This window comes from Streptomyces xanthophaeus (assembly GCF_000725805.1).
Lineage (GTDB): Bacteria > Actinomycetota > Actinomycetes > Streptomycetales > Streptomycetaceae > Streptomyces > Streptomyces xanthophaeus.
Genome location: NZ_JOFT01000008.1, coordinates 191207 through 213775, shown reverse-complemented (window position 1 = coordinate 213775; position 22569 = coordinate 191207). Strand labels below are relative to the sequence as shown.

Sequence of the window (22569 nt, the reverse complement as noted above, 5' to 3'; positions counted from 1 at the left end):
TGGAGCTGATCCGGCCGGCCCCGGCCAGGCACTGGTGGTGCGCTGGTGCGCTGCGGCGTCAGCCGCTGTAGACGCCGACCTCGTGGAGGGAGTAGCCCCACTGGGTCGCCCGTTGGAGTCCCTGGACGCGGACGTAGCGGGCCGGCACCCCGGAGAAGCGGGCCGTGTCCAGGCCGCCGTCACTGGCGGTGGTGGACCAGACCGTCTGCCAGTTCGTGTCGTCCGTGGAGACCTCGATCCGGTACGCCTTGCCGTACGCGGTCTCCCAGTCGAGGGTGATGCGTCCCACCCGGTTCGCGGAACCCAGGTCGATGCGCAGCCACTGGTTGTCGTTCCACTCGCTGGCCCAGCGCGAGCCCGTGTTCCCGTCCACAGCGCGGCCCGGGGAGTAGTCGACGAAGGGGTTCCACCACTGCGCGCTCGACGCCGAGGCGGGTGCGCCCGCGGCGAGGTTCACCCCGGACTTGTGCCGTTCGGAGTTCCCCCAGGTGGTGAGGTAGGACTCGGCGCCCTTGAAGAGGTCGTCCACCACGCCCTGTCCGCCGACGAGGCGGATGTCCTCGATCCAGTCGGGGACCAGGCCGTAGTGCGAGGCGCCGTCGGTGTTGAGGTCCCAGGTGCGCGAACCGGTGGTCTGCTTGTCGATGACGGAGCCGCCGTCGGTGCTGCGGTACGGGTAGCGCACCGGGTTCGGGGTATCGGCCCCGCGCGGTCCGGGCCAGCCGCCGACCCCGTTCATGTCACTGCCGAAGCCGTAGCCCACGTTGTACTTCTCGCGCAGCGCGTCCGTCCGCTTGGCCTCCGCGCTGAAGCCCTCGGAGCCGCTCATGTAGGCGGCGACGAACCCGCCGAGCTTGTAGACGCGTTCGGTCCAGTCCAGGTCCATCCAGCTGTGCGAGGAGATCACGCCCGGGTAGGACTCGGACTCCAGGATGTCGAAGGCGCGGCCCGCGGCCTTGACCCCCATGTGGTCGATCTCCAGCATCATCTTGCGTTTCATCATGCCGCGCACCGCGTATTCGCCGAGTTCGGTGAGCCCGCGCGAGTTGCACCGTGCGTCGGCGGAGTACGAGGGGACCGCGACGCCCGCGGGGAGTTCCTTCTGCGCGGTGGGGGCGGCCGCCAGCCCGATGGGGTTGTCGTGCTGCGGGCCGGTGCACTGCTCCGTCTTCCAGAAGGTCCCGGTCGACAGGAACTGGCCCACGTTGATCGCCGTACCGAGGGCTCCCTCGTCGAAGCGGACCCCGCACAGGGCGTTGTCGAACTTGTGGCACAGGAACATGCTGCGCACGCCGAGCCGGTGCAGTTCGTCCAGGCCGCGGTCGATGTCCTCCTTGCTGCACTGCGCGATGTCCAGGATCTGCTTGCAGCCGAAGGGCTCGGAGGTCTCGACGCCCAGGATGACGGCGAGTTTGCCCTGCTGGATGACGTCGCGGGCCTGCGCGGAGTCGGTGACGATGCGGAACCAGCCCTTGCCCGGGCCGCCGTACATCTTGTCGACGAAGGCCTGCATGTCGTAGGTCTTCTGTGCTTCGAGGCGGATGGCGGTCATCTCGTCGCAGCCGCGGTCCTTGAAGAAGTAGACCGAGCAGATCACGCCGTTGGTGACGAGGTCGTTGACGAGCACCCGCTGGCCGCCGCGCCAGGCCCGTTCGACCCAGGCGTAGTAGTTCTGCTGGTGGGTCAGGGAGTCGTGCGCGGGCCAGTCCTTGAAGGTGGGCCAGCCGTTGGGGTCGTGCTTGCCGTCGCCGCCCTTGGTGATGAAGTCGAAGATCGCCAGGGAGCCGTCGGGGTAGTGCTCGGGACAGTCCTTGAGGGCGTCGGCGACGCCCTGGTCGGAGAACGGCTTGCCGCAGATCAGACGGCCGCCGAAGCCCTCGTTGGACATCAGGTGGTCGTGCGCGTCGACGAATCCGCGCACCCGGCCCTGGGCGTCGGTGCCCTTGAAGGGCTCGCCCGTCACGTTGATCTCGGAGTCGGGTGCGGGCCGCGCGACCGGGTTCCACCAGCCGGGGTCGGCGGCCGAGGACGTGGTCGCGGGGCCGAGCACTGAGGCGATCACGGCGAGGAGCAGCGTCAGGACCGCGAGGGGCCTGGGCCGGATCCTGCGACGTTTCCTTTGGTGCGGGTGTCCACTCATGGTCATCACTCACGTCTCAGGTCGGCGGGACGGCGCCGGTGTTGTCATGGCCCGCGCAATTGTTGGGACGAGAATCCCGACCCCGGACTGCAGAGTCAAGAGTCCGGGACGGATGACCTGATGACATGTCAGAATGCTGAGTCCGGACGGGAGATCGGCAACCGGCGGCGCCCCGCGCGACCGCCTGTCACCATGGCGGGGAGTACACCTCGGCGCACCTCGCACCACCCCGACGACCGGACCGGAGTACGTCATGCGTCACCGATTAAGAGGGCCCGTCATCGCCTCCCTCGGCGCGGCCCTGCTGGCCGTGGCGGGCTGCTCCGGCGGGGCGGAGCCCGCCGCGTCCCGAACGGCCTCACCGTCCGCTTCCGCCGCGTCCGCACCTCCCGCCACGACCGCTGCCGCCGCCCCGCCCGCCACGAGCGCCCCGCCGGCCCCGAGCTCGGCGGCCCCGAGCACGGAGTGCGTGGACACCTCCGCCATGGAGCCGGAGAAACTGGGCACCTACCTCACCCGGCTGAAGAGCGGCAGCGGCTCCTACGGCAGCAAGGCCCTGAAGATCGACGGTGACGGCCTGAGCTTCGAGCCCGAGGCGGTCGAGCGTCCCTGCGCCGCGGTCAAGGTGACGCTCAGCCGGTTCTGGGTGGACGTCACCCGCGGAGGAACGACCTCCGGCCGGGCCCGGCCCTCCGGCGACGGCCACGAGTTCCAGTACGTCTTCATGGACCGGCCCACCCTCACGGTCGGACCGGCGGACGGGATCGTCGAGGGCAGTGTGCCGCCGCAGTCCGCGGCGTGCCGGGGCTCGCTGTCGGTCGTCCACACGGGCGCCGACATCACGGAGGCGGACCTGCCCTCCGACCTCAAGATGCCGACCTCCTTCACCTCGGCGGGCCGCGGCGCCATGGACGTGAAGGTCGGCCCCGAGCGCGTCATCGCGGCCACCTTCGTCCCCCCGTTCGCTCCGAGCGGCTGCTGACCTGCCCTGGGATCAGGAGATGGCGTACCACTGGCTGGCCCAGCCGGTGTTGATGACGCTCTGGGACTGCTCGGCGAGGTTCACGGTGGCCGGGAGCGAGGTCTGGCCGGTCAGGACGGTGCTGTAGCGGAGGTTCGGCGGCGTCAGACCGGCATTGACCGAGATGCCGGCGCCCGTGGACTTCAGCGTGAGCGCGTTGGTGGCCCAATTGCCGTTGAGGAGCAGGGCGATGAAGTAGGTCCCCGGGGCGGCGGTGAACGGCTTGGCGAGGGCGAACGGTTTGGCGATCGGCTCGACCATCAGCTGCGGGGAGACGTCCGCAGTGGCGGCGACCAGGGCGCCGCTCGCGTCGTACACGCCGAGGTAGCAGTTGGAGAGCTGGGCGTTCGGGTCCAGGCCCGCCAGGCCGAGCCAGATGTTCGACCAGGTGATCTCCTCGCGCAGGACGATCCGTACCAGCGTGACCCGCCCGCCGACCCCGGTGGCGGACTGGGCGGTCACGTGCCCCGCGTCATTGGGGTCACCGGTCCACGCCAGCAGGTTCTGGTCCTGGGGGCGGGGCCCCTCGAAACCGGATCCGGCGGCCGGGGCGGGCGCCGGAGCCGTGGCCTTGGCCGGTGTCCCGGTCCCCGCCCCGGACGGGCCCTCGCCCTGTGAGGTGCAGCCGGCCAGGACGAGCAGCGCCAGGGTGGCGGCGACGAGGCCGGTGGCGGCAGTGGTGGTGCGGGTGCGCATGGTCCCCCCATGTGGTGCGGATGTGCGTGGTGCGGATGTGCCGGGGGACATGGTCACACGGGCCACCGCCGCATCCGTACCCCGGATCTGCCGTACCGCACGGTCGGACACCCAGGTCAGGGGCCCACGAAGCAGAACTCGTTGCCCTCCGGGTCGCGCATGGACTGGAACGATCCCTGGTCGTCGGTGACCGCCTCGCCGGCCCGGACGGCGCCCAGGCGCACGGCCTCGGTGGCCGCGGCCTCGACGTCGTCGACACCGATGTCCAGGTGCAGGCGGTTCTTCACGGCCCTGGGCTCGGGCACCGGCTGGAAGGCGAGCCGGGCGAACCCGGGCGGCTCGACGTGCGACCAGCCGCGGGCCCGGTCGACCGGCTCGCCCCCCAGCAGGTGCGCCCAGAAACGGACCAGGGCCCTCGGCTCACGGGAGTCCACGACGATCTGGTGCAGGTGCGTACGCATGGCCGGAGCCTACGACGGCCCGTCGGCGGCCGCTCCATCAGGCCCGGCCGTACGTCACAGGGCGCGGCCGAACTCCAGCCGGTCGGCGAAGTTCTCGTAACCGGCCCTCGTGAACGCCTTCGCCATCGCCGTGTTGGCCGCGTCGCAGTCCCCGCGGATCTCGTCGGCGCCCTGCGCCAGGAGGATCCGCGTGCCGCGGAGCACGGCCGAGGCGGCGTACCCCTTGCCCCGGTGGGCCGGCGCCACGCCGACGAAGCCGATCACCGCCACGCTCGGGTTCTCCGCGGGCAGGCTGATCACCGCCGGGGTGCCGTCCGGGTCGTAGCCGATCTCCCACCAGTGCGGCTCGTGGCGCAGCTCGGCCGTCTCCTCGAAGAGCCGCTCGGCCGCGCCCCGGAGCCCGTACTGCCGGACATCCGCGGCCAGCCGGGCGTCCGCGGTCTCGGCGAGCAGGTCTTCCAGGAGGCCGACGAACGGACCGGGACCCAGGTCGGCGAGACTGCGGAACTGCAGCCGGGCGTCGTCGGGCGGCAGTTCGCCCTGGGCCCGCAGGCGGAAGCGGCGCCCGTCGCGCATCACCCCGAAACCGGAACCCCGCAGCAGCTCCGCCCGCCGCTCCGGTCCGCGCTGGAACTGCGGTGCCTGTGCGGGCGAGTCGACGACGTGCTCCAGCTCCTGCGCGCCGAACTCGCGCGCCTTCGCCGCCGCGGCGTTGAGCAGCGCGGCACCGGTCTCGGCCGAGTCGGCCGGGGCCTCGAACAGGACCAGGGCGTAAGGGACTTCCTGCCCGGGCAGGGTCCACAGCACCACGCTGCCCACCAGCTGACCCTGCCCGTCCTCGGCGACCAGGCACCATTCGGGACGGGTGCACTTCACCGCGAGCAACTGCTCCAGGTACGCGCGGGTCGCCGCGTTGCGCTCGGTGTCACCAGGATGTTCCAGCAGTGCGGGCAGTTCGTGGGGGAGTGCGGTACGGATCGACGTCACAGGCAGTCCTTCGCGGGGCGAGTCAGGCGGTTCACCCGCGAAACTAGCCCCGGACCTGCGGCTGGACCACCCCTTTTTCTACGGGCGCGGCGCCGCCCCGCGCCGGGCCGAGCGGCGGCGGGCGGACCGGCGGCGCGCCACCAGGAGCAGAACAGCAGCCGACGCGGCGCAGGCGACGGCCGCGAGCGCTCCCGCCCAGGGCCGGCCCGGTTCGCCGGGCCGGGGGAGGGCCGGCCCGGCGGCGCCGGTGACCTGGAGCTCGATCGGCCGCACGTTGTCGGCGGGGTCGGTGTCGCCCGGCGGGACGGCCACCGAGATGCTGCCGCGCGCATCCTCGGCCTTCCGGTCGATGCGCAGCCGCAGGATGACCCGGTCGCCGCCCTTGTGGCAGACCACGGTGCGGGCGGAGGGTTTCGCGGTACCGCAATAGGTCTCCTCCGAGGGGTGTTCCCCGACCTTCCTCGGGGCCGGCGAGGTCCCTTCCGGCAGCTCGACCCGCACGGTCGGGGGCGCAGAGGGGAAACCCTCCGAAGCGACACCGAACGGGATCTCCAGCTCCACGTACCCGCCGGCCTCGCCCCGCAGGACGAGGGAACGGACGGGGACCAGCCAGCCGGGATGCACCGCCGGGTCCTGCGTCTGGTACTCCATCGTCGCCTCGGATCCACCCGACAGGGTGGCCGCGTCGACCGCCCGCAGGCCGAGAGCCGGTCCGGAACCCTTCCGCATGCCCTGCAGCGCGGATTCCCCCGGGTAGCCCGGGCTCCCGTCCACCCACAGCACGTACCTGTACGCGCCCCTGACCCGGCAGCACTCCCCGTTGACTGCTTGGAACGGCACGTCGGTCTCGTACCCCTGCCCCGCCACCAGAGGCCCGGGGAACCTGCAGTACGCGCCGTTCCCGTCGCTCGCGTAGAAGCAGTTGGCGAACTGCGCCGGAAGCGTCGGCGACTGGTATTCGCCCACGTGGTGGTCCGCCACCGACATCGAGAGCCAGACGTCCCCCGGCGCAGTCGTCCCGGTGTACACGAAGCCGGGGGTGACCGGGGCGGGGGTGCCCCGGCCGGAGGCAGGCAGGTCCATGACGTTCTCGTGCGCGCGCAGCCGGAACCGCGGCACCCCGGGCTCCTCCGCCCGGTGCACGGCCGGCCCCAACCCGTGGCCGTCGAGGGCGTGGACGGGCGCCCCGCCCGAGGGCGGGCACAGCACCAGCAGGACCGCTCCCGTCCACGCCGCGGCGTATCCGACGGCTCTCCCCCACAGCATCGTCCTGCTCCCTCCCCGAGTGCGGCGCAACCCGGAGAGTCTGCCAGCCGCTGCCCCTCAGCCTCCGGCGGGCGGTGTCCGGCCGGCCCAGCGCCGAAGCGTGGCCAGGGCCTTCTCGGCATCGCCAGGAGGCAGGCCGGTGAGGGATATGTGGTGGTTGGCGTCGGGCACCTCGAAGCGGTAGGAGTCCCGCGTGCCGGCGCCGAGACGGAAGGGTTCGGCGACCGCCACGTCGTTCTCACCGTTGACGAACATCAGCGAGCGTCCGTCGCGGCGCACCCAGCGGTCGATGTCCGCCATGGCCCCGGCCTGGAACCGCAAGGGGATGTCCTTCGGCACGTACGACCGGACCTCCTGGACGCCCGGATGACGCAGCAGCCCGTCGAGATGGGGCGCCGCGAACTGGGCGTACCCGAGCTGGGTGCCCAATTGGTAGAAGTACGGGGTGTAGGCGTCGAGCGTCTGGTCGGTGTAGACGGGGAACTGAGTGACCTGGGAGACCCAGGCGTACAACTCGTCGTCCGTGGCGGCGGCGCCGGGCACGGAGCCGCAGCCTCCGGAGGGCTGGTGCATCCAGAACATCATCGGGAGCCTCAGCACGGCGAGTTCGAAGGCACGGTCGGCGCTGCCGAGGGTCCGGAAGGTGCGCTGCTCCTCCTCGGCCCACCGCCCGTACCGCTCCGTCATCGCCGAGCGCCGCACCAGCGCCTCGCGCTGCACCGACTTCACCGCGGCACGGCACTCGGGCGTACCGACCAGCTCGATGCGGGCGTCGTAGGCGCTGTCGTCCCCGTCGTCCGTGTTGTTCGGGGCCGAATACGCGACCGTACCGGCCACGTCCCCGGGATAGAACCGGCGGTGGTAGACCGCGGTCATCCCGCCCTTGCTGCCCCCGGTGGAGATCCAGGCGCCGCGGTACACCTTCTTCAGGGCGGCGACGAGACGGTGGTGGTCGCTCGCCGCCTGCCAGATGGTGAGGGTGGACCAGTCGGGGCCACCGGGCCGGGACGTGCCGAAGAAGCGCTGCTCGGTGGTGATCTGGTTGGCGTCCAGCAGCTTCGCCGGTTCGGACGGCCGCTCCGGGGAGGAACCCAGGTCGTACCCACTGGAATGGAGCACCATGGGCCGCTCGGCGGACTTGTGGACCAGCGTCAGCCTCTGCTCGAAGGAACCCCGCTCCGGATGCCGGTGGTCGTCGGGCTGACGGTAGGCGAGGTCGAGGACGACCTGCCCCGGCGGGGCCGGCCGCTCGCCGAGCAGGCGCATCCCGGGAACGGCCTCGATACGGGCCCGGATGCCGTCGCCCGGCAGCGGCTGGGCCAGGGCCGAAGGGGCGGGCACGGCAGCGGTCAGGGCCGCGACCGCTGCCAGGGCGAGCAGGCGCTTCAGTGAGTTCTTCATGCTTCCAGGAAACCCCGCACGAGGCGCCCGCGGATCCCCCGGGCGAGGGTGCCGTCTCCCCCGTATGGGGGTGGACAAACGCCTTTGGCCGATAAGGAGTTGGTCCCTGTCCGGCTCCGCGCGGTCGGGTCCCCGGGACCCGCCGTTCGAGCCCCGCCTCCCGTAGGGTTCACCCGTGAGTCTTCATGTGGTGATGGGGTTCGGGCCCGCTGGTGCGGCCACCGCTCGACTGCTGGCCGGGGAAGGGCACTCCGTACGCGTCGTGACCAGATCGGCCCGCAGGCCGGAGCCCGGGATCGAGCATGTCGCCCTGGACGCGACGGACAGCAACGCACTGACCGAGGCCGTGCGGGGCGCCGCAGCGCTCTACGGCTGCGCCGCGCCGCCCTACCCCCGCTGGGTGAGCGCATGGCCACCGCTGGCCGCCTCGGCCTGCGCGGCGGCCGAGGCGACCGGCGCCGTCCTGGTCATGCTGGGCAACCTCTACGGCTACGGCCCCGTGGACGGGCTGATGACCGAGGAGCTTCCGCTCGCCGCCACCGGCCCCAAGGGCCGGGTGCGCGCCCGGCTGTGGGAAGAGGCGCGCACCCTCCACGACCAGGGCCGCATCAAGGCCGTCGAGGTGCGCGCCTCGGACTTCTTCGGTCCCGGGGTGACCGACGGCGGGCACCTGGCCGGACGGGTCCTGCCGCGCCTGCTGCGCGGCAAGCCCGTCTCCACGCTCGGCGACCCGGACGCCCCGCACAGCTGGAGCTACCTGCCCGACGTGGCCAGCGCCCTGGCCACGGTCGCGGGCGAGGAACGGGCCTGGGGACGGGCCTGGCACGTCCCCAATGAACCCCCGCTGTCCGTCCGCCAGATGGTCGACCGCATGGCAGCCCAGGCGGGAACCGGGCCGGTAGCCGTGCGCGGGCTGCCTCCGGCCGTCTTCGGCGTGGCATCGCTGTTCTCGCCGCTGCTCCGGGAACTGAAGGAGATCCGCTACCAGTTCGACCGGCCGTTCGTGGCCGATTCCAGCGCCTACGAAACCGCGTTCGCGGTCCGCGCCACCCCCGTCGACGAACAGGTCAAGGAGACGGTGGACTGGTGGCGGGAGCGACTGACCACCACTGGATGACACCTGTGACAGCGAAGGACGGCACCGTGGGTTCAGCGGGAGTCCGGCGGGACGACGTCGCCGTCGTCGGCATGGCCTGCCGGTTTCCGGGGGCGCGGAACGTGAACCAGTACTGGCAACTGCTCACGGCTCCCCGAGCACAGTTCTCCACCGTCCCGGACTCGCGCTGGCGCAGTGCCGCCTTCCTCAGCGACGACTTCCGCGACGCGTCCTCGACCGCCACGGACACCATGGCGCTGCTGCCGGACGTGGGCCACTTCGACGCGGCGCACTACGGCATCCCGCCGCGCCGGGCCAGGTCGATGGACCCGCAGCACCGGCTGCTGATCGACCTCGCCCGCGAGGCCATCCAGGACGCCGGATGGGAGGCGGAGGGCTTCGACCGCGAGGAGACCTCCGTCATCACCTCGCTCACCGAGAGCGGCTACCGCGAGCTCAGCACCATGAAGATCCGGATGCGCCAGCTGGCCGGCGGCGAGTTCGGGGCGCGGATCGACGACCCCCGCTGGTCTTCGGCGGTCCGCGCGGTCGACGCGCTGCACGGCACCTCCGTCGCCGGACTCCTCCTCAACATGGGCCCCAACACCGTCAGTTCGGTCTTCGACCTGCACGGCGAGAGCTACGCCTTGGACGCTGCCTGCTCCGGCGGCCTGATGGCCGTGGCCAACGCCGTGCATGCCCTGCGCGCCGGCCGGACCCGCATCGCCCTGGCCGGCGGCGCCCAGCTGATCCTCGCGCCCGACCTCCTGGTCGGGCTGAGCCGGATCGGCGCCGTGTCGCGCAGCGGCAGGTGCCTGCCGTTCGGTGCGGAGGCCGACGGCTTCGTCCTGGGCGAGGGCGCGGGCATCCTGGTCCTGCGACCCCTGGCCGATGCCCTGGAGTCCGGCGACCGGGTCTACGCGGTGATCCGCGGCGTGGGAACGGCCAACGACGGGACCGTACAGGGCGGCATGCACCCGCAGGCGGCCGGCCAGCTGCGAGCGCTGCGCCGGGCCTACCGGGACGCGGACCTGCCCGCGGACTCCGTCGGATACCTGGAGGCGCACGGCACCGGGACCAGGGTCGGCGACCCGGTGGAGGTCGGCGTCCTGCGCGAACTGCGCGGTGAGGGGGCCGCACCCGCCTACCTCGGCGCGGTGAAGGCGGTGGTGGGCCACTCGCTCAACGCCGCGGGCCTGGCCGGACTCATCAAGACGGTCCTGGCCGTGCACCGGGGCGTGATACCGCCCCAGCCCGCCTTCGAACTGGCCGACCGTTCCGGGCTCGACGCCGCACGGCTGACCATCGCCACGGAGGCGACCCCGTGGCCGGGATCCGGCGCGCCGCGCCGCGCCGGGGTGAGCGCCTTCGGCTTCGGCGGCACCGGCGTCCACCTGGTGGTGGAGGAGTGCACCGCGGCCCCGGCCGCCAGCCCGGCGCCCGCGCCCGAGGGGGAGCCGCACCTCCTGGTCCTCAGCGCCCGGGACCGGGCCGGACTGGCCCGGTACGCCCGGGAGCTGGCCCACGCCATCGAGGCCGACGGGCTGCCGCCTGCCGGGGTGGCGGCCACCCTGGCGCGCCGGACCCCCTTCGCGGAACGCCTGACCGTGGTGGCGCAGGACCCCGCCGACGCAGCCGCCCGGCTGACGGCCGCGGCCGCGGCCGTGGAGGCGGGCCGCACCGGGGAGGCCGAGCAGGCTCGGGACGTCGCCGCGGTGGCGGAGCGGATGCCTCCGCTCACCCTGCCGCCGAGCCCGCTCGCTCCGCGCCACCACTGGGTGGTGGACGCGTCGGCCCGGGAAGCGGCGGACGGCCCCGGACCGCCGGCCCCTGCCGAGGCCGCAGAGGCCGAAGTGGAGGCCGAAGTGGAGCAGGCCAGGGAAGCGCCCGTTCCGGCGGGCGCCGGGGGCTCGCCCGCCGCGTCCGTGGTACTGGAGGCCGTGTCGCGGACCGGCGTCTTCCCCCTCTCCGACCTGCGCGGGGACATGGCCCTGACGAGTGACCTCGGCTTCGATTCCCTGATGCTCCAGGAGCTGGAGGTCGGCATAGCCAAGCGGGCCCCGGGCTTCACCGCCGAGGAGTTGTTCCTGCCGGACGTCACCATCGACCGGCTGATCGCGCTGGTCGGTCCGCACCTCGACCGGACGCCCGCCCTCCGCGACCTCCTGCCCCGCCAGGCGGGACCGGACCGGAGCCTCCCCGCCCCGGCTCCCGGTGCGCCCGGGCCCCCGAGGCCGGGGCAGGGACGGGGCGCCGCCACCGCGTGCGTCGACGACTTCCCGGAGGTGCGGCAGTTCGAGGACCGCCTGGACGCGATCGTCCGCAGCGGCGCGGACTACCCGTACTTCCGGGTCCACCAGGGCACCATCCGCGACCGGACCGTGATAGGCGAGCGCTCCTACCTGTCCTTCGGCAGCTACAACTACCTGGGGCTCTCGGGTCATCCGGCGGTCAACGAGGCCGCGCAGGAAGCCGTGGAACGGTACGGGACCTCGGTGTCCGCGAGCCGCGTGCTCTCCGGCGAACGGGACCTCACGGTACGGCTGGAGCGGGCCCTCGCCGAGTTCCTCGGCGTCGGGGACTGCCTGGCCCTGGTGAGCGGCCACGCCACCAACGTCTCCGCGATAGGGCACCTCGTGGGCCCCGGGGACCTGGTGGTGCACGACGCGCTCGCCCACGACAGCATCCTGCAGGGCTGCGCGCTGTCCGGGGCGGCGCGGCGCCCGTTCGCCCACAACGACACCGGGCAGCTGGAGCACATGCTGCGCATCAACCGCACCCGGTTCCGGCGGGTGCTGATCGCCGTGGAAGGCGCCTACAGCATGGACGGCGACCTGGTCGACCTGCCGGCGGTGATCGAGCTGAAGAAGCGTTACGGCGCCCTGCTGATGGTCGACGAGGCGCACAGCATCGGCACCGTGGGCGAAAGCGGCCGTGGGGTCGGCGAGTTCTTCGGCGCCGACCGGCGCGACGTGGACCTGTGGATGGGCACCCTCTCGAAGGCCTTCGCAAGCTGCGGCGGGTACCTCGGCGGCTCCGCCCGGATGGTGCGGTGGATGCGGCACACGCTGCCCGGCTTCGTCTACAGCGTCGGCCTGAGCCCGGCCAACGCCGCTGCGGCGCTGGCCGCGACCGAGCTGATCGTCGCCGAACCGCACCGGGTGCGTACCCTGCGGCGGAACGCGGGCCTCTTCCTCGGGCTGGCCGCCTCGGCCGGTGTGGTCACGGGATCCAGCGCCCACACCCCGATCGTGCCGTGCCTCCTCGGCGACTCGGCCCGGACCCTGCACGTCGCGGACCGGCTGTTCGCCCGGGGGGTGATCGCCGATCCGATCTTCCACCCGGCCGTGGAGGAGGGGCTCGCGAGGCTGCGCTTCTTCGTCACCAGTGATCACGCCGAGGAGGACATCCGGTGGGCCGTGGAGGTCCTGGCCGAGGAGGTGGCGGCCGCCGCGGGATGAACGGACCCGTCAGAAGAGGGTGCGTTCGATCCGGCTGAGCATGTCGGACTTCCCCGGCGCCGCGTCCTGTGCGGACGGAAACGGGCTCCGCTCTTCCCCGGCGCCGCCCAGCCGCTGGGAGAGGAGGTAGGCGATGACCTCCGCCTCCTGCTCTTGGACGTCGTCGTAGGTCGCGCGCAGGAGCATGTCGCGGACGAGGTCGGGGTCGAGGTTGGGGAAGAGGTGCCGTGCGCTCGCCTCGTCCAGCCAGCCGGCCCCGCGATGGCAGCAGATGATGTGGCCCAGCTCGTGCAAGATGATGTGCTCCTGATGCGCGCTGGTCGTGTTGGCGTCGTAGAAGATCAGGTCCTCGTCGCGGGCGGCGACCCACATGCCGCACGGCTGCGACGCGGGCATCTGCATGGCGACCAGCGTGATGGGACGCTCGCGGATCTCACCGAGGTAGCGGCACAGCTCGGCGACATCGGCCCCTTCCGGCAGGTTCAGCTCGGCGATCCGCCGTGCGCCGTCCTTCCGGAGCCTCTTGAGCTGGCTGCGGCGGTCCTGGCCGGCCGATCGCCCCTTGCCGGGGACCCTCACTCCGGGTCCGCGGGGTCGGTGACCGGCGGGAGCCCCTGCATCTGCCGGTACTGGTCCATGATGGCGGTGATGGCCTGGAGGTTCTCCTTCTTCATACCGGCCGCGCGCATCGCCACGGAGCGCACCCCCGCCTGGCGCAGCGCCTCGATGGCGGCGACCTGGCTGAGCACGGACTCGGCGACCTTGTCGTCGAAGAAGTAGGCGACGGACACGCCGAAGAAGCGTGCCAGAGCGGCCAGCAGGTCCGGTGAAGGGTTGGAGCGCTTGCCCGTCCGCAGTTGGGACAGGTACACACCGCCGACCTTGAGTTCGGGGTTGGCCCGCTTCAGTTCCTCCGCCACCTCGGCGTTGGTCCAGTGCTTGCCCTTGGGACGAACCGTCTTGAAGAGGTTGTCCAGACGCACGGCAAGTACGGGCCGGTCCTCTGTCTCGGACACTGCGAATCCTCCTTCCGTCACCTCCTCGGCATTGCCCTCAGCTATCCAACAGTTTTACAGATTAGCGGTCAGTTGACAATCTGCCGAGAGTCCGCCACCGTGGACCTCGCCGATAGCTGCCAGCTAACTTCGCTTACGGGGGTAGTCGAGTTCGCTGGTGGTTGTCTCGGCCCTGTCCGGGCCGGCCCTCGGGGGATGGGGGCCGGGCCGGGCGGGTACGCACCCGCCCGGCCCGAGACGGAAAACATCGGGAGTACTGGGGGGTACTGGGGGGTGCGCACGGGGAAACCCGCCCGGCCTGACGGGGGGCAGACCGGGTGGGAGCTCTCAACCCGCTTTACTGAGCTTACGATAAACGGATGCGACCTTGGTGAGCCAGGCGACTTCCGCGGTGAAGTTGTCGGTGTCGCGGTCGTCGAAGTCCCCCTCGTCCTTGTTGTCGTCCGGGATGGTCCCGGTGCGCTTGGCGTGCAACGCCTGCTTGATCTGCGCCGCTTCGGCGAAAGCCTGCCGGTACTCCTCGCTCGCTTTGGGGCCCGCTCCCTCGGCGCCCTGCGCGGTGCGGTCGATGTACGGACGCAAGTCCCGCCACCCGTCGCGTATTTCGATGACCCGCCGGTGGAGCCGGTAGTTGAGGTCGGAGACCGAAGCCGCGCCGGGCGGCTCCAGGACGATGTCAGGCGAGGACTCGTACAGGTCCCGCCACAGCGGGTACAGCGCCCGGTAGGCACGGTAACTGCGCGCCCAGTCCACCAGTTTGGCGGCGGGCGCCTCCCACGAGGAGATCGTCAGGCTGAGCGAGAGCGTGACGATGCCCAGCGCGCTGAAGACGTTCGACGCCAGCTGCCACACGCCGATGTCGATGCCCCACGCGCCGGTGAGGATGTTCACCGTCCTGCACAGGCAGTAGAGGAAGAGGATGACCGCGGCGACGGAGAGCATCCGCAGGGCCTGGCGCAGCGAGGCCTTGCCGGTCATCCGGGCATAGGGGCCGCACTGGCGGAAGATGGTCACGCACGGGACCGCCTGGGACACGATGAAGACCAGGAGGTAGGTGAGGACCAGCGGCTGGCCGCTGCCGGTGTTGAAGTCCGTCGCAGGCCGGGACGGGCCGTCGGCGACGAAGAAGAGCGCCACGAGGACCGCGCTCAGCGTGATGCCGGTGATCAGCCAGTAACGGGCCTTGCGCACCGCTTCCTCGGTCGCGGTCGCCCAGCGCAGCAGGATGATCTGGGCGCTGACGCAGAAGGCGACCGCCGACACGTGCATGAGCAGGATGGCGAGGTTGCCGACGCCCAGGAAGCTGTCGCCCGCCATGGCGACGGCCCCCATCGTGAAGGTGAGGCACTGGAGCAGCAGGGTGACGACCAGCGTCCGGTAGGCGTTGTCCCGCCAGCTGCGCCGGACTTGGACCAGCCGGTAGACGAGGGCGGCGTAGGACGAGAGCGCCGCGATGACGAAGCAGAGGGTTCTGGTGGTGTTCACGGCCTGATTCCCGCCGGTGCCGCGCTCGCGGCAGGCTGTCGGTGGATCCAGTGCTGTGACCGCAGCACTAGTCGGTGAGGGTCTTCTCGTCCAGGGGGACCTCCAGCCCGATGCCCTCGGCCGCCACGGCGATGGCGAAGTCGAAGTAGGCGGACTCGTCGCGGACGCTGTCGTGGGTACGGCTGAAGACCTGGAACACCAGGAGCCCGATCAGGCTGCTCCACAGCACGATGCCACGCTCGATGACGTCCGAGAACGGAGCCCCCGGCACACCGCCGAAGGCTTCCACGGCCTCCGGACGGAGCAGCGGCGGACCGGGCACCACGCGCCGCGGCGGTGTGAGTTCACCGGCCTCCAGCGCCGCACGCACGACGGCGCCCAGCACGGCGGGGGTGCGCGAGGCGGGCGGCACGGTCTCCTGCGGGGCGTGGTAGCCCGGCACGGGTGAACCGTAGATCAGCGTGAACTCGCCGGTGTGCGCGAAGGACCACTCCCGCAGCGCGCGGGTCACGGCCAGGAGCCGTGCACCCGCGGACGCCCCGGCGGCCACCGCGGCCCGGTCCGCCTCTTCCATCGCCGCTGCGGAGCCGTCGTAGGCGTCGATGACCAGCGCGGTCAGCAGGTCGTCCCGGTGCGGGAAGACGGCCTCCACGTCGGCGAGCGGCAGACCGGCGGCCTCGGCGACCGCCTCCAGGGACAGCCCCCCGGCGCCCAGTGTCACGAGAAGTCGGCGCGCGGTGGTCCTCAGGAGCCCCGACGGCCCGGTGCGGTCGTCGGCAGCACGTGTTCCGGAAACATCCATGGCCAAACCGTACCCGTCGGCCACGAGGCCCTCGGGCGCAATCGGGGGAGCACTCCGGAAAGCCGCTGTGATCCGGGCCATACGGCGATCGTTTCAGGATACCGAGGCTCAAACCCCTCTGTGGGACGCCTCGTTGACGCCCGCACCACAGGCCGCGACAGGACTCACGGACCGACCGTTCCGGCCCGGGTGCGGCCCGGCCGCACGCAGGAGCGCAGCGCAGGCGCCCGCCGTACGGCCACCCGTTCCACCGGTCCGCGGTACACCACCCCGCCGGCCACCGGGCGCGGTACGGACGCCAGGGCCCGCTGCCGTCGGACCATGCCGGTGCGCAGGCCGACGTACAACGCGGCGGTGAGGACGCTGGCGGCGCACCAGGCACCGAGAACCACGGCGATCGTGGAGAGCACGGCCATGAGGACTCCTCCGGTGTGAACAGACGCGAGCGGGGCGGGGACCGGGGCCGGGCGAACCCGGGAGCGAGGGCGGTACTCACCGTGACCGTCCATTACCCCGGGCGCGCGGGGTTCACGCTGCCCGCATCCGACGGATCGCGGCCGCCCCGCAGCCCCGTCCGCTCCCGGATACTGGAACGATGCCGAAGCCGCCGCGCACCGTGGACCCGGAACCAGTGACTCCCGATCCGCCGCACGCGGCGGACCGTCCCCTCCTCACCCAGTCCTGGCTCGACCTGGCCTTCCTGCACTGGGCCGCCGACCCCGCCGACGTCGCCCCGCTGCTTCCGGCGGGCACGGTGCCCGACATCCTGGACGGGGTCACGTACGTGGGCCTCGTCGCCTTCCGGATGCACCGCGTCGGCTGGTTCCGCCTGCCGGGGATCCCCTACCTCGGCAGCTTCCCCGAGACCAACGTCCGCCTCTACTCCGTGGACGCCCACGGACGCCGCGGCGTGGTCTTCCGCTCGCTCGACGCCTCCCGGCTGGTCCCCGTGGCCGTCGCGCGGTCCGTGTTCCGGCTCCCGTACGTCTGGTCGCGGATGGCCGTACGCCACGAAGGCCCCACCGTCACCTACACCAGCACCCGCCGCTGGCCCGGCCCGCGGGGCGCGCACAGCAGGATCTCCGTGCGGGTCGGCGATCCGATCGCCGAGCCCACCGCGCTCGAACACTTCCTGACCGCCCGCTGGGGCATGCACAGCGCCTTCTTCGGCAGACCGCTGTACCTTCCCAACGCCCACCCCCGCTGGCCGCTGCACCGCGCCGAACTCCTCGGCTGCGACGAGGACCTGATCACCGCCGCGGGACTGCCCGCGCCGGCCGCGCCTCCCGTGAGCGTGCTGTACTCGCCGGGCGTCCCCGTCCGCTTCGGCCGCCCGCCCCGCCGCCCCGGCGGCATCCCCACTCCCTGACCCTGCGGGGCTACGGCCGGTCGGGGCGGGAGGGCCGGGCCGCGCGGAAGAAGAGGCGCAGGCGCCTGGACCAGGTCGCTCCGGCGGCGCGGTCGATGTACCAGCCGACCTGCGGGTCGACCGCGCGCCGGCCGGACTCCAACTGGACGGTCAGGGCCAGCTCGTAGAGCTTCTCCAGCACGGCGGGCACCGGTGGGGCTCCGTCCTGCAAGGGGGCCGACAGCTCGTACGTCCCCGAGTCCCGGCACAGGGTCAGCCGGAGCCCGTCGGCCGGATCCTCCAGAGCCGTTCCGGCCGCTGCCGAGGTGGTGCCGGGGCCGAGGAGTTCACGGGCCCGGCGGGCCACCTGGTCCCAGGTGGCGAGGGCCGCCTCGGGGCCCGTCGCGGGACCGCCCTGGTGGAAGGTGATCACGTAACGGCCCGGAGTGCGGGCCCCGAGCCCGGCCCGGTCTTCTTCGGGGACGGCTTCGCCCGCCCCCTCGTGCTCCGAACGGTCCGCGGGCAGACGGCGGCGTGCCCACTTCTCGACGGCCGCCCACTCGGCCTCGCCCGCGCGGCGGATCCACCGGCCCATCCGGTCCTCCGCCTCGGAAAGCCCCGCCTCGGAAAGCCCCGCCCCGGACTCGACCGCCCGCTCGATCTTGTCCTCGATCTCCCCGATCTCATCGAGATGGGCCTGATCCGCTTCCGTATGCGCCTCGGAATGCGATTCCGCCGCCAGCCGGGGAGCCGGTAGCAGCGGGCCCGCGCCCGCGGTGCGTACGGTCTCGCCCAGCGGCGCACGCCGGATCAGTGTGAAGGAGGTGCTGCTGCCCAGCTCCTGTGCCTGGACGCCGTACACCCCGGGGCCGGGGCTCCAGGCCAGCGCGCACCGCAGGTAGCCGTGGGCAGGATCGGCCAGGTGCAGGCGGGCCTCGGCGAGCTCCGCGAAGGTGTACAGGTACCGGTCCTCGACGTCGTCGGCGAAGAGGAACACCGCCGCCGCGCCCCGGCCTCCGTCGGCCAGGCGGTCGTGCGCATGCTCCAGAGCGAACACCGCGAGCTCGTCGAGCTGTCCGCCCGAAGCCCCGTCCCCTGTCACACCTTGCTCCTGCCGCCCGTGGATCCCCTCACCATACGAGTTTGTAGGTGACGTCCTTGGGGACGGGGTCGGGTGCCGTGTCGGTGTACACGAGCCGGATGGTGGTGAAGCGCTGGACGCCGGGCCGGTCCGGCCAGGCCTCCGGATTACCGAGGGTCACCTTCACCGGGTAGGAGTGGAAGCGGCCCGCCGCGCAGTAGGGGCGGCAGTCGTTCACCATGTCGGTGCCGGTGGCCGTCGCGGTCCGCGGCCCCCAGGTGTTCCAGTCCAGATCGACGAGGCGGTTGTTGCCGTCCCCGCAGGCCAGCAGGTACTCGTCGGGACGCACCTGGGCCTCGGAGAAGCAGTCGACGACCACGAGAGGCTCCACGACCCGGGAAGGTGCGGAGGGTGGGGAGGCCGTACCGGTGTGCGCGGAGGCCGGGATCACCGCGGCCGCCAGGGCCGCCACGGTGCACAGCAGTGTCGCGGTCCGTGCCCTGTGCCGTCCGCCCGCGCGTGCGGGCCGGTCACCTGCTGAAACGTTCACGAAGGACCTTCCTCGCCCGTCTGTCCGCCGCCGGCGTTGCGGCCACCCTCAGCTTCCCCCATGTGGGTGCACCGCGCACCCGCTGGCGGTGTCCCGCGCCCCGAGGGCCCTCAGCCGTGGCGGACCCAGTCGGTGAACGCGTCAGCGAGGCCGGGCGGGTTGGCTGCTTCGGTCAGCCGCGCGGTCTCCTCGTCGTACTCCAGCTCGTGGACGATCACGGGCACGGTCCGGCCGAGGGAGCGTTCGATGACACCGGTCGTGTGGAGGGTGCGGGCGAGGAGGCAGCAGGCCTCGCGGAAACGGGCCTCGATCCGCCCGTCATCCGCCGCGTCGGCGGGGTTCTGCGGCTCCTCGTACCAGAGCCCGAGCGCACGGATCCACTCCTCGCGGGCAGCGGCGCCGGCAGGGTCCTCCGCGGGGTCGCCGGCCACCGCCAGCTCGTTCTGGATCCAGAAGGCGTAGTTCCAGCGGGCCTCCTGCGGGTCACTCGCCCCCTGGAGGCTGAGCCGGGCCCGGGTCTCCGTGTTGTACCCGATCGTCAGGACCGGCAGGCGCGGGTCGTCCTGCTCGTGCCAGAGCAGGAAGGAGAGCGCGTAGACCTCCTCGGCCTCGGTGGCCGGAACGGCGGCGAGGGCGCTCTCGGCGAGACGCCGGAGGTGATCGGGGTACGGCACAGGAAGCAACGGGTCTCCGGGCGGTCAGCTGTCGGCGGTCACCCGTCAGCGGGGGTGGGCGCGGTGAGGGTGATCACCGCCTGGCAGCATGCCATACCGGCCACCATGGGATCGAACGGGCATTCGCACCGGGTCGGCTGCCCGGGGGAGCGGCGCACCGCGTACGGGCGGCGGATCCGCCAGCCCCGGTTCGACTAGGGTCGACGGGACAGCGCACCACGAAACCACGCACCACGAACGACGACGAGGAGCAGCCGTGAGCCAGCCGGCGTCCACCGCCCTGCAGCAGGAGATAGCCCGAGAACTCCAGGTGTCGGAGACCTTCGACGCGCAGGTGGAGATCGAGCGCCGGGTGGCCTTCCTCACCGAGCGGCTCACCTCCACCGGACTGCGCTCCCTGGTGCTCGGAATCAGCGGAGGCGTGGACTCCACCACCGCGGGCCGGCTCTGCCAGCTCGCCGTGGAGCGGGCCCGCGCGGCCGGCCACGACGCGAGCTTCTACGCGATGCGGCTGCCCTACGGGGTCCAGGCCGACGAGCGGGACGCCCAGCTCGCCCTCGGTTTCATCGGGGCGGACCAGGTGCTGACCGTGGACGTCAAGCCCGCGAGCGACGCCGCCCTGGAAGCCGCCCTGGCGGGCGGCACCGTCTTCCGGGACGCCCACCACCAGGACTTCGTCCAGGGCAACATCAAGGCCCGCCAGCGCATGATCGCCCAGTACGCGGTGGCCGGGGCGCAGGACGGCCTGGTCGTCGGCACCGACCACGCGGCCGAGGCCGTTTCCGGCTTCTTCACCAAGTTCGGCGACGGCGCGGCCGACGTGGTCCCGCTCACCGGCCTCACCAAGCGCCGGGTGCGTGCCTGCGCCGACCTGCTGGGCGCGCCCGCCGAGCTGGTGTGGAAGACCCCCACGGCGGACCTGGAGACGCTGGACCCGGGCAAGGCCGACGAGGACGCGCTCGGCGTCACGTACGACGAGATCGACGACTTCCTGGAGGGCAAGCCGGTCGACGCGCGCGCCTTCGACACGATCGTCCGCCGCTACCGCCTCACCGAGCACAAGCGCCAGCTCCCGATCGCGCCGTGACGGGGCGCCCGTAGCGGCGCGGGGACTGCGCGTGCCGCGCCCGGGGCGGGCCGGTCCTGGTGCCCGCGGGCGCCGGTGTGCACGCTCGTGCCAGTGCCGGGGCGCTGGGGGGAAAGTCGGGGGGCCGGGGCGGTCATAGCTTGGGGGTGCGCCGAGCCGCGGGGACGCGGCCGGTGACTTCCGGACCGCTCCGAGAGGACACCCCTCATGTTCGACATCACTCCTGTCCGGTCTGTGGAGCGAGGTCTGCCTGGTCATGCCCGAGCTGTCCGCGCTGGAGCAGGGCTACGAGGTCTACGTGGTCGCCGATGCCCCCGGTGGCGTCACCCAGGCCGCCCATGAGCACGCCTGCCAGCGGATGCCGGCCGCCGGGGCCGTGCCCGTCACCTGGGTGCAGGTGCTGCCGGAGCTCCAGCGCGACTGGGCGCGGCAGGGGACGTACCCCGCGGTCATGGAGATCGTGAAGGCCCATGCGGGTGCGTACGGCCTGGGCGTCGTGTACGCGCAGGCCGTCATCGGCGCGCACGCGGCCGGCAGAGCTTCCTGGCCGGCAGGGCTCTCGACGGGGGCGCGGCCGGGTTCCGCGGCGGAACCCTCACCGTCCTCGCCCCGGGCGCCGGCCCCACCGGATCGGGCCGGCTGCCGTCCGTCGGCCTGCTCGCGCCGCTCGCCGCGACCGGCCTCGGCGACCGGGCCGTCCGTCCGGGCGCCGTACCCGCCGTGATGGTCGTCCCCGGCCGTCGGCAGCGGCCTGCTCACCCGGCTCGTCCCGCACCGCGGCGTCCCTGCGCCCTCAGCTTGCCCGCCGCACGGCGCCGAGCGCCGTGCCACCGACCGGCCCGGCCGTTCCGGGCGCACCCCCTTCGCCCGGAACGGCCGGGTCCCGCGCAGCCGTCCGCCGTCCGCCGTTCGCGCGTCATCGCGCTCCGCGCCGTGCCGTCTCCCGGCCGGGAGCGGTCACCGGCGTGATCCTGTACGCGGCCCACGCACCCCGTCTCCTTCGAAAGAGAGATCCGCCGTGCCGAACCAGCCGGTCCTGGAGCCAGCAGCCCAGGCCTTCGCCGACGCCACCGCCCAGCCGCCCTTCCTCTACCAGATCCCCGTCGCCGACGGACGCAAGGCCGTGGACGACGTCCAGAGCGGCGAGGGCGTGACCCTGCCCGCCGTCGACGAGGAATGGGTCACCGTCCAGGGCGGACCCACCGGGGAGGTCCGCACCCGCATCGTCCGTCCCCGCGGAGCCGTCGGCCCCCTGCCGGTCATCCTCTACATCCACGGCGCGGGATGGGTCTTCGGCAACGCCCGGACCCATGACCGCCTCGTGCGCGAACTCGCCGTCGGCGCCGGGGCGGCCGTGGTCTTCCCCGAGTACGACCTCTCGCCCGAGGCCCGCTACCCGGTCGCCATCGAGCAGAACTACGCAGTCGCCCAGTGGGTGGCCCGCGAGGGGCACCACAAGGACCTCGACGGCGCCCGGACCGCCGTCGCGGGCGACTCCGTCGGCGGCAACATGAGCGCAGCCCTCACCTTCATGGCCAAGCAGCGCGGCGACGTGCGCTTCCTCCACCAGGTCCTCTTCTACCCGGTCACCGACGCGGCCTTCGACACCGGCTCCTACCGGCAGTTCGCCGAAGGCTACTTCCTGCGCCGTGAGGCCATGCAGTGGTTCTGGGACCAGTACACGACGGACGCGGCCGAGCGGGCCGAGGTCACCGCGTCCCCGCTGCGCGCCACCACCGAACAGCTCACCGGACTGCCGCCCGCCCTGGTCGTCACCGCCGAGGCCGACGTCCTGCGCGACGAGGGCGAGGCGTACGCGGCGAAGCTCCGCGCTGCCGGGGTACCGGTCACCTCGCTGCGGGTACTGGGGACCATCCACGACTTCGTCATGCTGGACCCGCTGCGCGAGACGCACGCCGCAGCGCTGGCCATCGGCCTGGCGGCCGACACCCTGCGCAAGGCCCTGGCATGACGGGGGCCTTCGCGATACCCGCGAT

At 72.5% G+C, this 22569-nt stretch carries 20 protein-coding genes and 1 pseudogene; 7 read left to right on the top strand and 14 right to left on the bottom strand.

The features are described 5' to 3' along the window. Nucleotides 1–58: 58 nt before the first annotated feature. Complete coding sequence (locus tag IO30_RS0101035) at nucleotides 59–2140, bottom strand: galactose-binding domain-containing protein (RefSeq protein ID WP_051858846.1); 2082 nt, start codon at nucleotides 2138–2140, stop codon at nucleotides 59–61. 253 nt (nucleotides 2141–2393) lie between these two features. Between IO30_RS0101035 and IO30_RS0101025 the strand changes: the two genes are divergently transcribed. Next, complete coding sequence (locus IO30_RS0101025; RefSeq protein ID WP_157853054.1) at nucleotides 2394–3122, top strand: hypothetical protein; 729 nt, start codon at nucleotides 2394–2396, stop codon at nucleotides 3120–3122. A 12-nt stretch (nucleotides 3123–3134) separates the two neighbouring features. Here IO30_RS0101025 and IO30_RS0101020 read toward each other — a convergent pair whose 3' ends face one another. The 5 genes from IO30_RS0101020 to IO30_RS0101000 form a co-directional block, all read right to left on the bottom strand. Beyond that, nucleotides 3135–3857 carry a hypothetical protein gene (locus tag IO30_RS0101020; protein WP_031138206.1) on the bottom strand — a complete coding sequence of 241 codons (723 nt, stop codon included), beginning with the start codon at nucleotides 3855–3857 and terminating at the stop codon, nucleotides 3135–3137. Nucleotides 3858–3973: 116 nt separating this feature from the next. Next, the gene (locus IO30_RS0101015) at nucleotides 3974–4318 is read right to left on the bottom strand and encodes a VOC family protein (RefSeq protein WP_031138204.1); all 345 of its coding nucleotides are present in this window, start codon (nucleotides 4316–4318) and stop codon (nucleotides 3974–3976) included. A 54-nt stretch (nucleotides 4319–4372) separates the two neighbouring features. After that, nucleotides 4373–5305 carry a GNAT family N-acetyltransferase gene (locus IO30_RS0101010; protein WP_031138202.1) on the bottom strand — a complete coding sequence of 311 codons (933 nt, stop codon included), beginning with the start codon at nucleotides 5303–5305 and terminating at the stop codon, nucleotides 4373–4375. Between the two features lie 78 nt (nucleotides 5306–5383). After that, a complete protein-coding gene (locus IO30_RS0101005; protein ID WP_031138200.1) occupies nucleotides 5384–6571 on the bottom strand; it encodes a hypothetical protein in 1188 nt (395 codons plus the stop codon). Nucleotides 6572–6628: 57 nt separating this feature from the next. After that, on the bottom strand, nucleotides 6629–7972 hold the full coding sequence (locus IO30_RS0101000) for a S28 family serine protease (protein ID WP_037892723.1): 1344 nt from the start codon (nucleotides 7970–7972) through the stop codon (nucleotides 6629–6631). A 175-nt stretch (nucleotides 7973–8147) separates the two neighbouring features. Here IO30_RS0101000 and IO30_RS0100995 point away from each other — a divergent pair, with 175 nt between their 5' ends. Both IO30_RS0100995 and IO30_RS0100990 read left to right on the top strand, forming a co-directional pair. Next, nucleotides 8148–9089 carry an NAD-dependent epimerase/dehydratase family protein gene (locus tag IO30_RS0100995; protein ID WP_031138196.1) on the top strand — a complete coding sequence of 314 codons (942 nt, stop codon included), beginning with the start codon at nucleotides 8148–8150 and terminating at the stop codon, nucleotides 9087–9089. Then, complete coding sequence (locus tag IO30_RS0100990) at nucleotides 9086–12529, top strand: aminotransferase class I/II-fold pyridoxal phosphate-dependent enzyme (protein ID WP_078904484.1); 3444 nt, start codon at nucleotides 9086–9088, stop codon at nucleotides 12527–12529. The genes IO30_RS0100995 and IO30_RS0100990 overlap by 4 nt, the downstream gene beginning before the upstream one ends. A 9-nt stretch (nucleotides 12530–12538) precedes the next feature. Here IO30_RS0100990 and IO30_RS0100985 read toward each other — a convergent pair whose 3' ends face one another. From IO30_RS0100985 to IO30_RS0100965, 5 genes are all read right to left on the bottom strand, one after another. After that, entirely contained in the window at nucleotides 12539–13108 is a 570-nt protein-coding gene (locus IO30_RS0100985; protein ID WP_031138192.1) for a toxin, read from the bottom strand. Next, the gene (locus tag IO30_RS0100980) at nucleotides 13105–13545 is read right to left on the bottom strand and encodes a helix-turn-helix domain-containing protein (RefSeq protein WP_031138190.1); all 441 of its coding nucleotides are present in this window, start codon (nucleotides 13543–13545) and stop codon (nucleotides 13105–13107) included. Before IO30_RS0100980 ends, IO30_RS0100985 begins: the two co-directional genes overlap by 4 nt. Nucleotides 13546–13872: 327 nt before the next feature. Then, complete coding sequence (locus IO30_RS0100975; protein WP_031138188.1) at nucleotides 13873–15030, bottom strand: MAB_1171c family putative transporter; 1158 nt, start codon at nucleotides 15028–15030, stop codon at nucleotides 13873–13875. Between the two features lie 67 nt (nucleotides 15031–15097). Further along, the gene (locus IO30_RS0100970; protein WP_037892719.1) at nucleotides 15098–15832 is read right to left on the bottom strand and encodes a TetR/AcrR family transcriptional regulator; all 735 of its coding nucleotides are present in this window, start codon (nucleotides 15830–15832) and stop codon (nucleotides 15098–15100) included. A 164-nt stretch (nucleotides 15833–15996) separates the two neighbouring features. Continuing rightward, nucleotides 15997–16248: a hypothetical protein gene (locus tag IO30_RS0100965; RefSeq protein WP_031138184.1), complete on the bottom strand. Its 252-nt coding sequence runs from the start codon at nucleotides 16246–16248 to the stop codon at nucleotides 15997–15999. A gap of 179 nt (nucleotides 16249–16427) precedes the next feature. Here IO30_RS0100965 and IO30_RS0100960 point away from each other — a divergent pair, with 179 nt between their 5' ends. Then, entirely contained in the window at nucleotides 16428–17201 is a 774-nt protein-coding gene (locus tag IO30_RS0100960; protein WP_031138182.1) for a YqjF family protein, read from the top strand. Between the two features lie 10 nt (nucleotides 17202–17211). Here the strand turns inward: IO30_RS0100960 and IO30_RS0100955 are convergent, their stop codons facing one another. The 3 genes from IO30_RS0100955 to IO30_RS46615 form a co-directional block, all read right to left on the bottom strand. Next, entirely contained in the window at nucleotides 17212–18282 is a 1071-nt protein-coding gene (locus IO30_RS0100955; RefSeq protein ID WP_031138180.1) for a hypothetical protein, read from the bottom strand. Nucleotides 18283–18310: 28 nt separating this feature from the next. Continuing rightward, entirely contained in the window at nucleotides 18311–18811 is a 501-nt protein-coding gene (locus IO30_RS0100950; protein WP_199920951.1) for a hypothetical protein, read from the bottom strand. 110 nt (nucleotides 18812–18921) lie between these two features. Continuing rightward, entirely contained in the window at nucleotides 18922–19485 is a 564-nt protein-coding gene (locus IO30_RS46615) for a hypothetical protein (protein WP_051858802.1), read from the bottom strand. Nucleotides 19486–19741: 256 nt separating this feature from the next. Here IO30_RS46615 and nadE point away from each other — a divergent pair, with 256 nt between their 5' ends. The 3 genes and pseudogenes from nadE to IO30_RS0100930 all read left to right on the top strand — a co-directional run bounded on the left by nadE (nucleotide 19742) and on the right by IO30_RS0100930 (nucleotide 22544). Further along, complete coding sequence (gene nadE, locus IO30_RS0100940; RefSeq protein ID WP_031138174.1) at nucleotides 19742–20572, top strand: ammonia-dependent NAD(+) synthetase; 831 nt, start codon at nucleotides 19742–19744, stop codon at nucleotides 20570–20572. 220 nt (nucleotides 20573–20792) lie between these two features. Continuing rightward, nucleotides 20793–21107, top strand: a pseudogene (locus IO30_RS0100935) (isochorismatase family protein); the annotation flags it as partial. 483 nt (nucleotides 21108–21590) lie between these two features. Next, the gene (locus IO30_RS0100930) at nucleotides 21591–22544 is read left to right on the top strand and encodes an alpha/beta hydrolase (protein ID WP_031138170.1); all 954 of its coding nucleotides are present in this window, start codon (nucleotides 21591–21593) and stop codon (nucleotides 22542–22544) included. Nucleotides 22545–22569 lie beyond the last annotated feature (25 nt).

Bases quoted from the DNA above. Each gene is read 5' to 3' on its own strand.
- IO30_RS0101035 (WP_051858846.1), bottom strand. From the start codon at position 2,140: ATGAGTGGACACCCGCACCAAAGGAAACGTCGCAGGATCCGGCCCAGG.
- IO30_RS0101000 (WP_037892723.1), bottom strand. From the start codon at position 7,972: ATGAAGAACTCACTGAAGCGCCTGCTCGCCCTGGCAGCGGTCGCGGCC.
- IO30_RS0101015 (WP_031138204.1), bottom strand. From the start codon at position 4,318: ATGCGTACGCACCTGCACCAGATCGTCGTGGACTCCCGTGAGCCGAGG.
- IO30_RS0100970 (WP_037892719.1), bottom strand. From the start codon at position 15,832: ATGGATGTTTCCGGAACACGTGCTGCCGACGACCGCACCGGGCCGTCG.
- IO30_RS0100990 (WP_078904484.1), top strand. From the start codon at position 9,086: ATGACACCTGTGACAGCGAAGGACGGCACCGTGGGTTCAGCGGGAGTC.
- IO30_RS0101020 (WP_031138206.1), bottom strand. From the start codon at position 3,857: ATGCGCACCCGCACCACCACTGCCGCCACCGGCCTCGTCGCCGCCACC.
- IO30_RS0101025 (WP_157853054.1), top strand. From the start codon at position 2,394: ATGCGTCACCGATTAAGAGGGCCCGTCATCGCCTCCCTCGGCGCGGCC.
- IO30_RS0100965 (WP_031138184.1), bottom strand. From the start codon at position 16,248: ATGGCCGTGCTCTCCACGATCGCCGTGGTTCTCGGTGCCTGGTGCGCC.
- IO30_RS0101005 (WP_031138200.1), bottom strand. From the start codon at position 6,571: ATGCTGTGGGGGAGAGCCGTCGGATACGCCGCGGCGTGGACGGGAGCG.
- IO30_RS0100960 (WP_031138182.1), top strand. From the start codon at position 16,428: ATGCCGAAGCCGCCGCGCACCGTGGACCCGGAACCAGTGACTCCCGAT.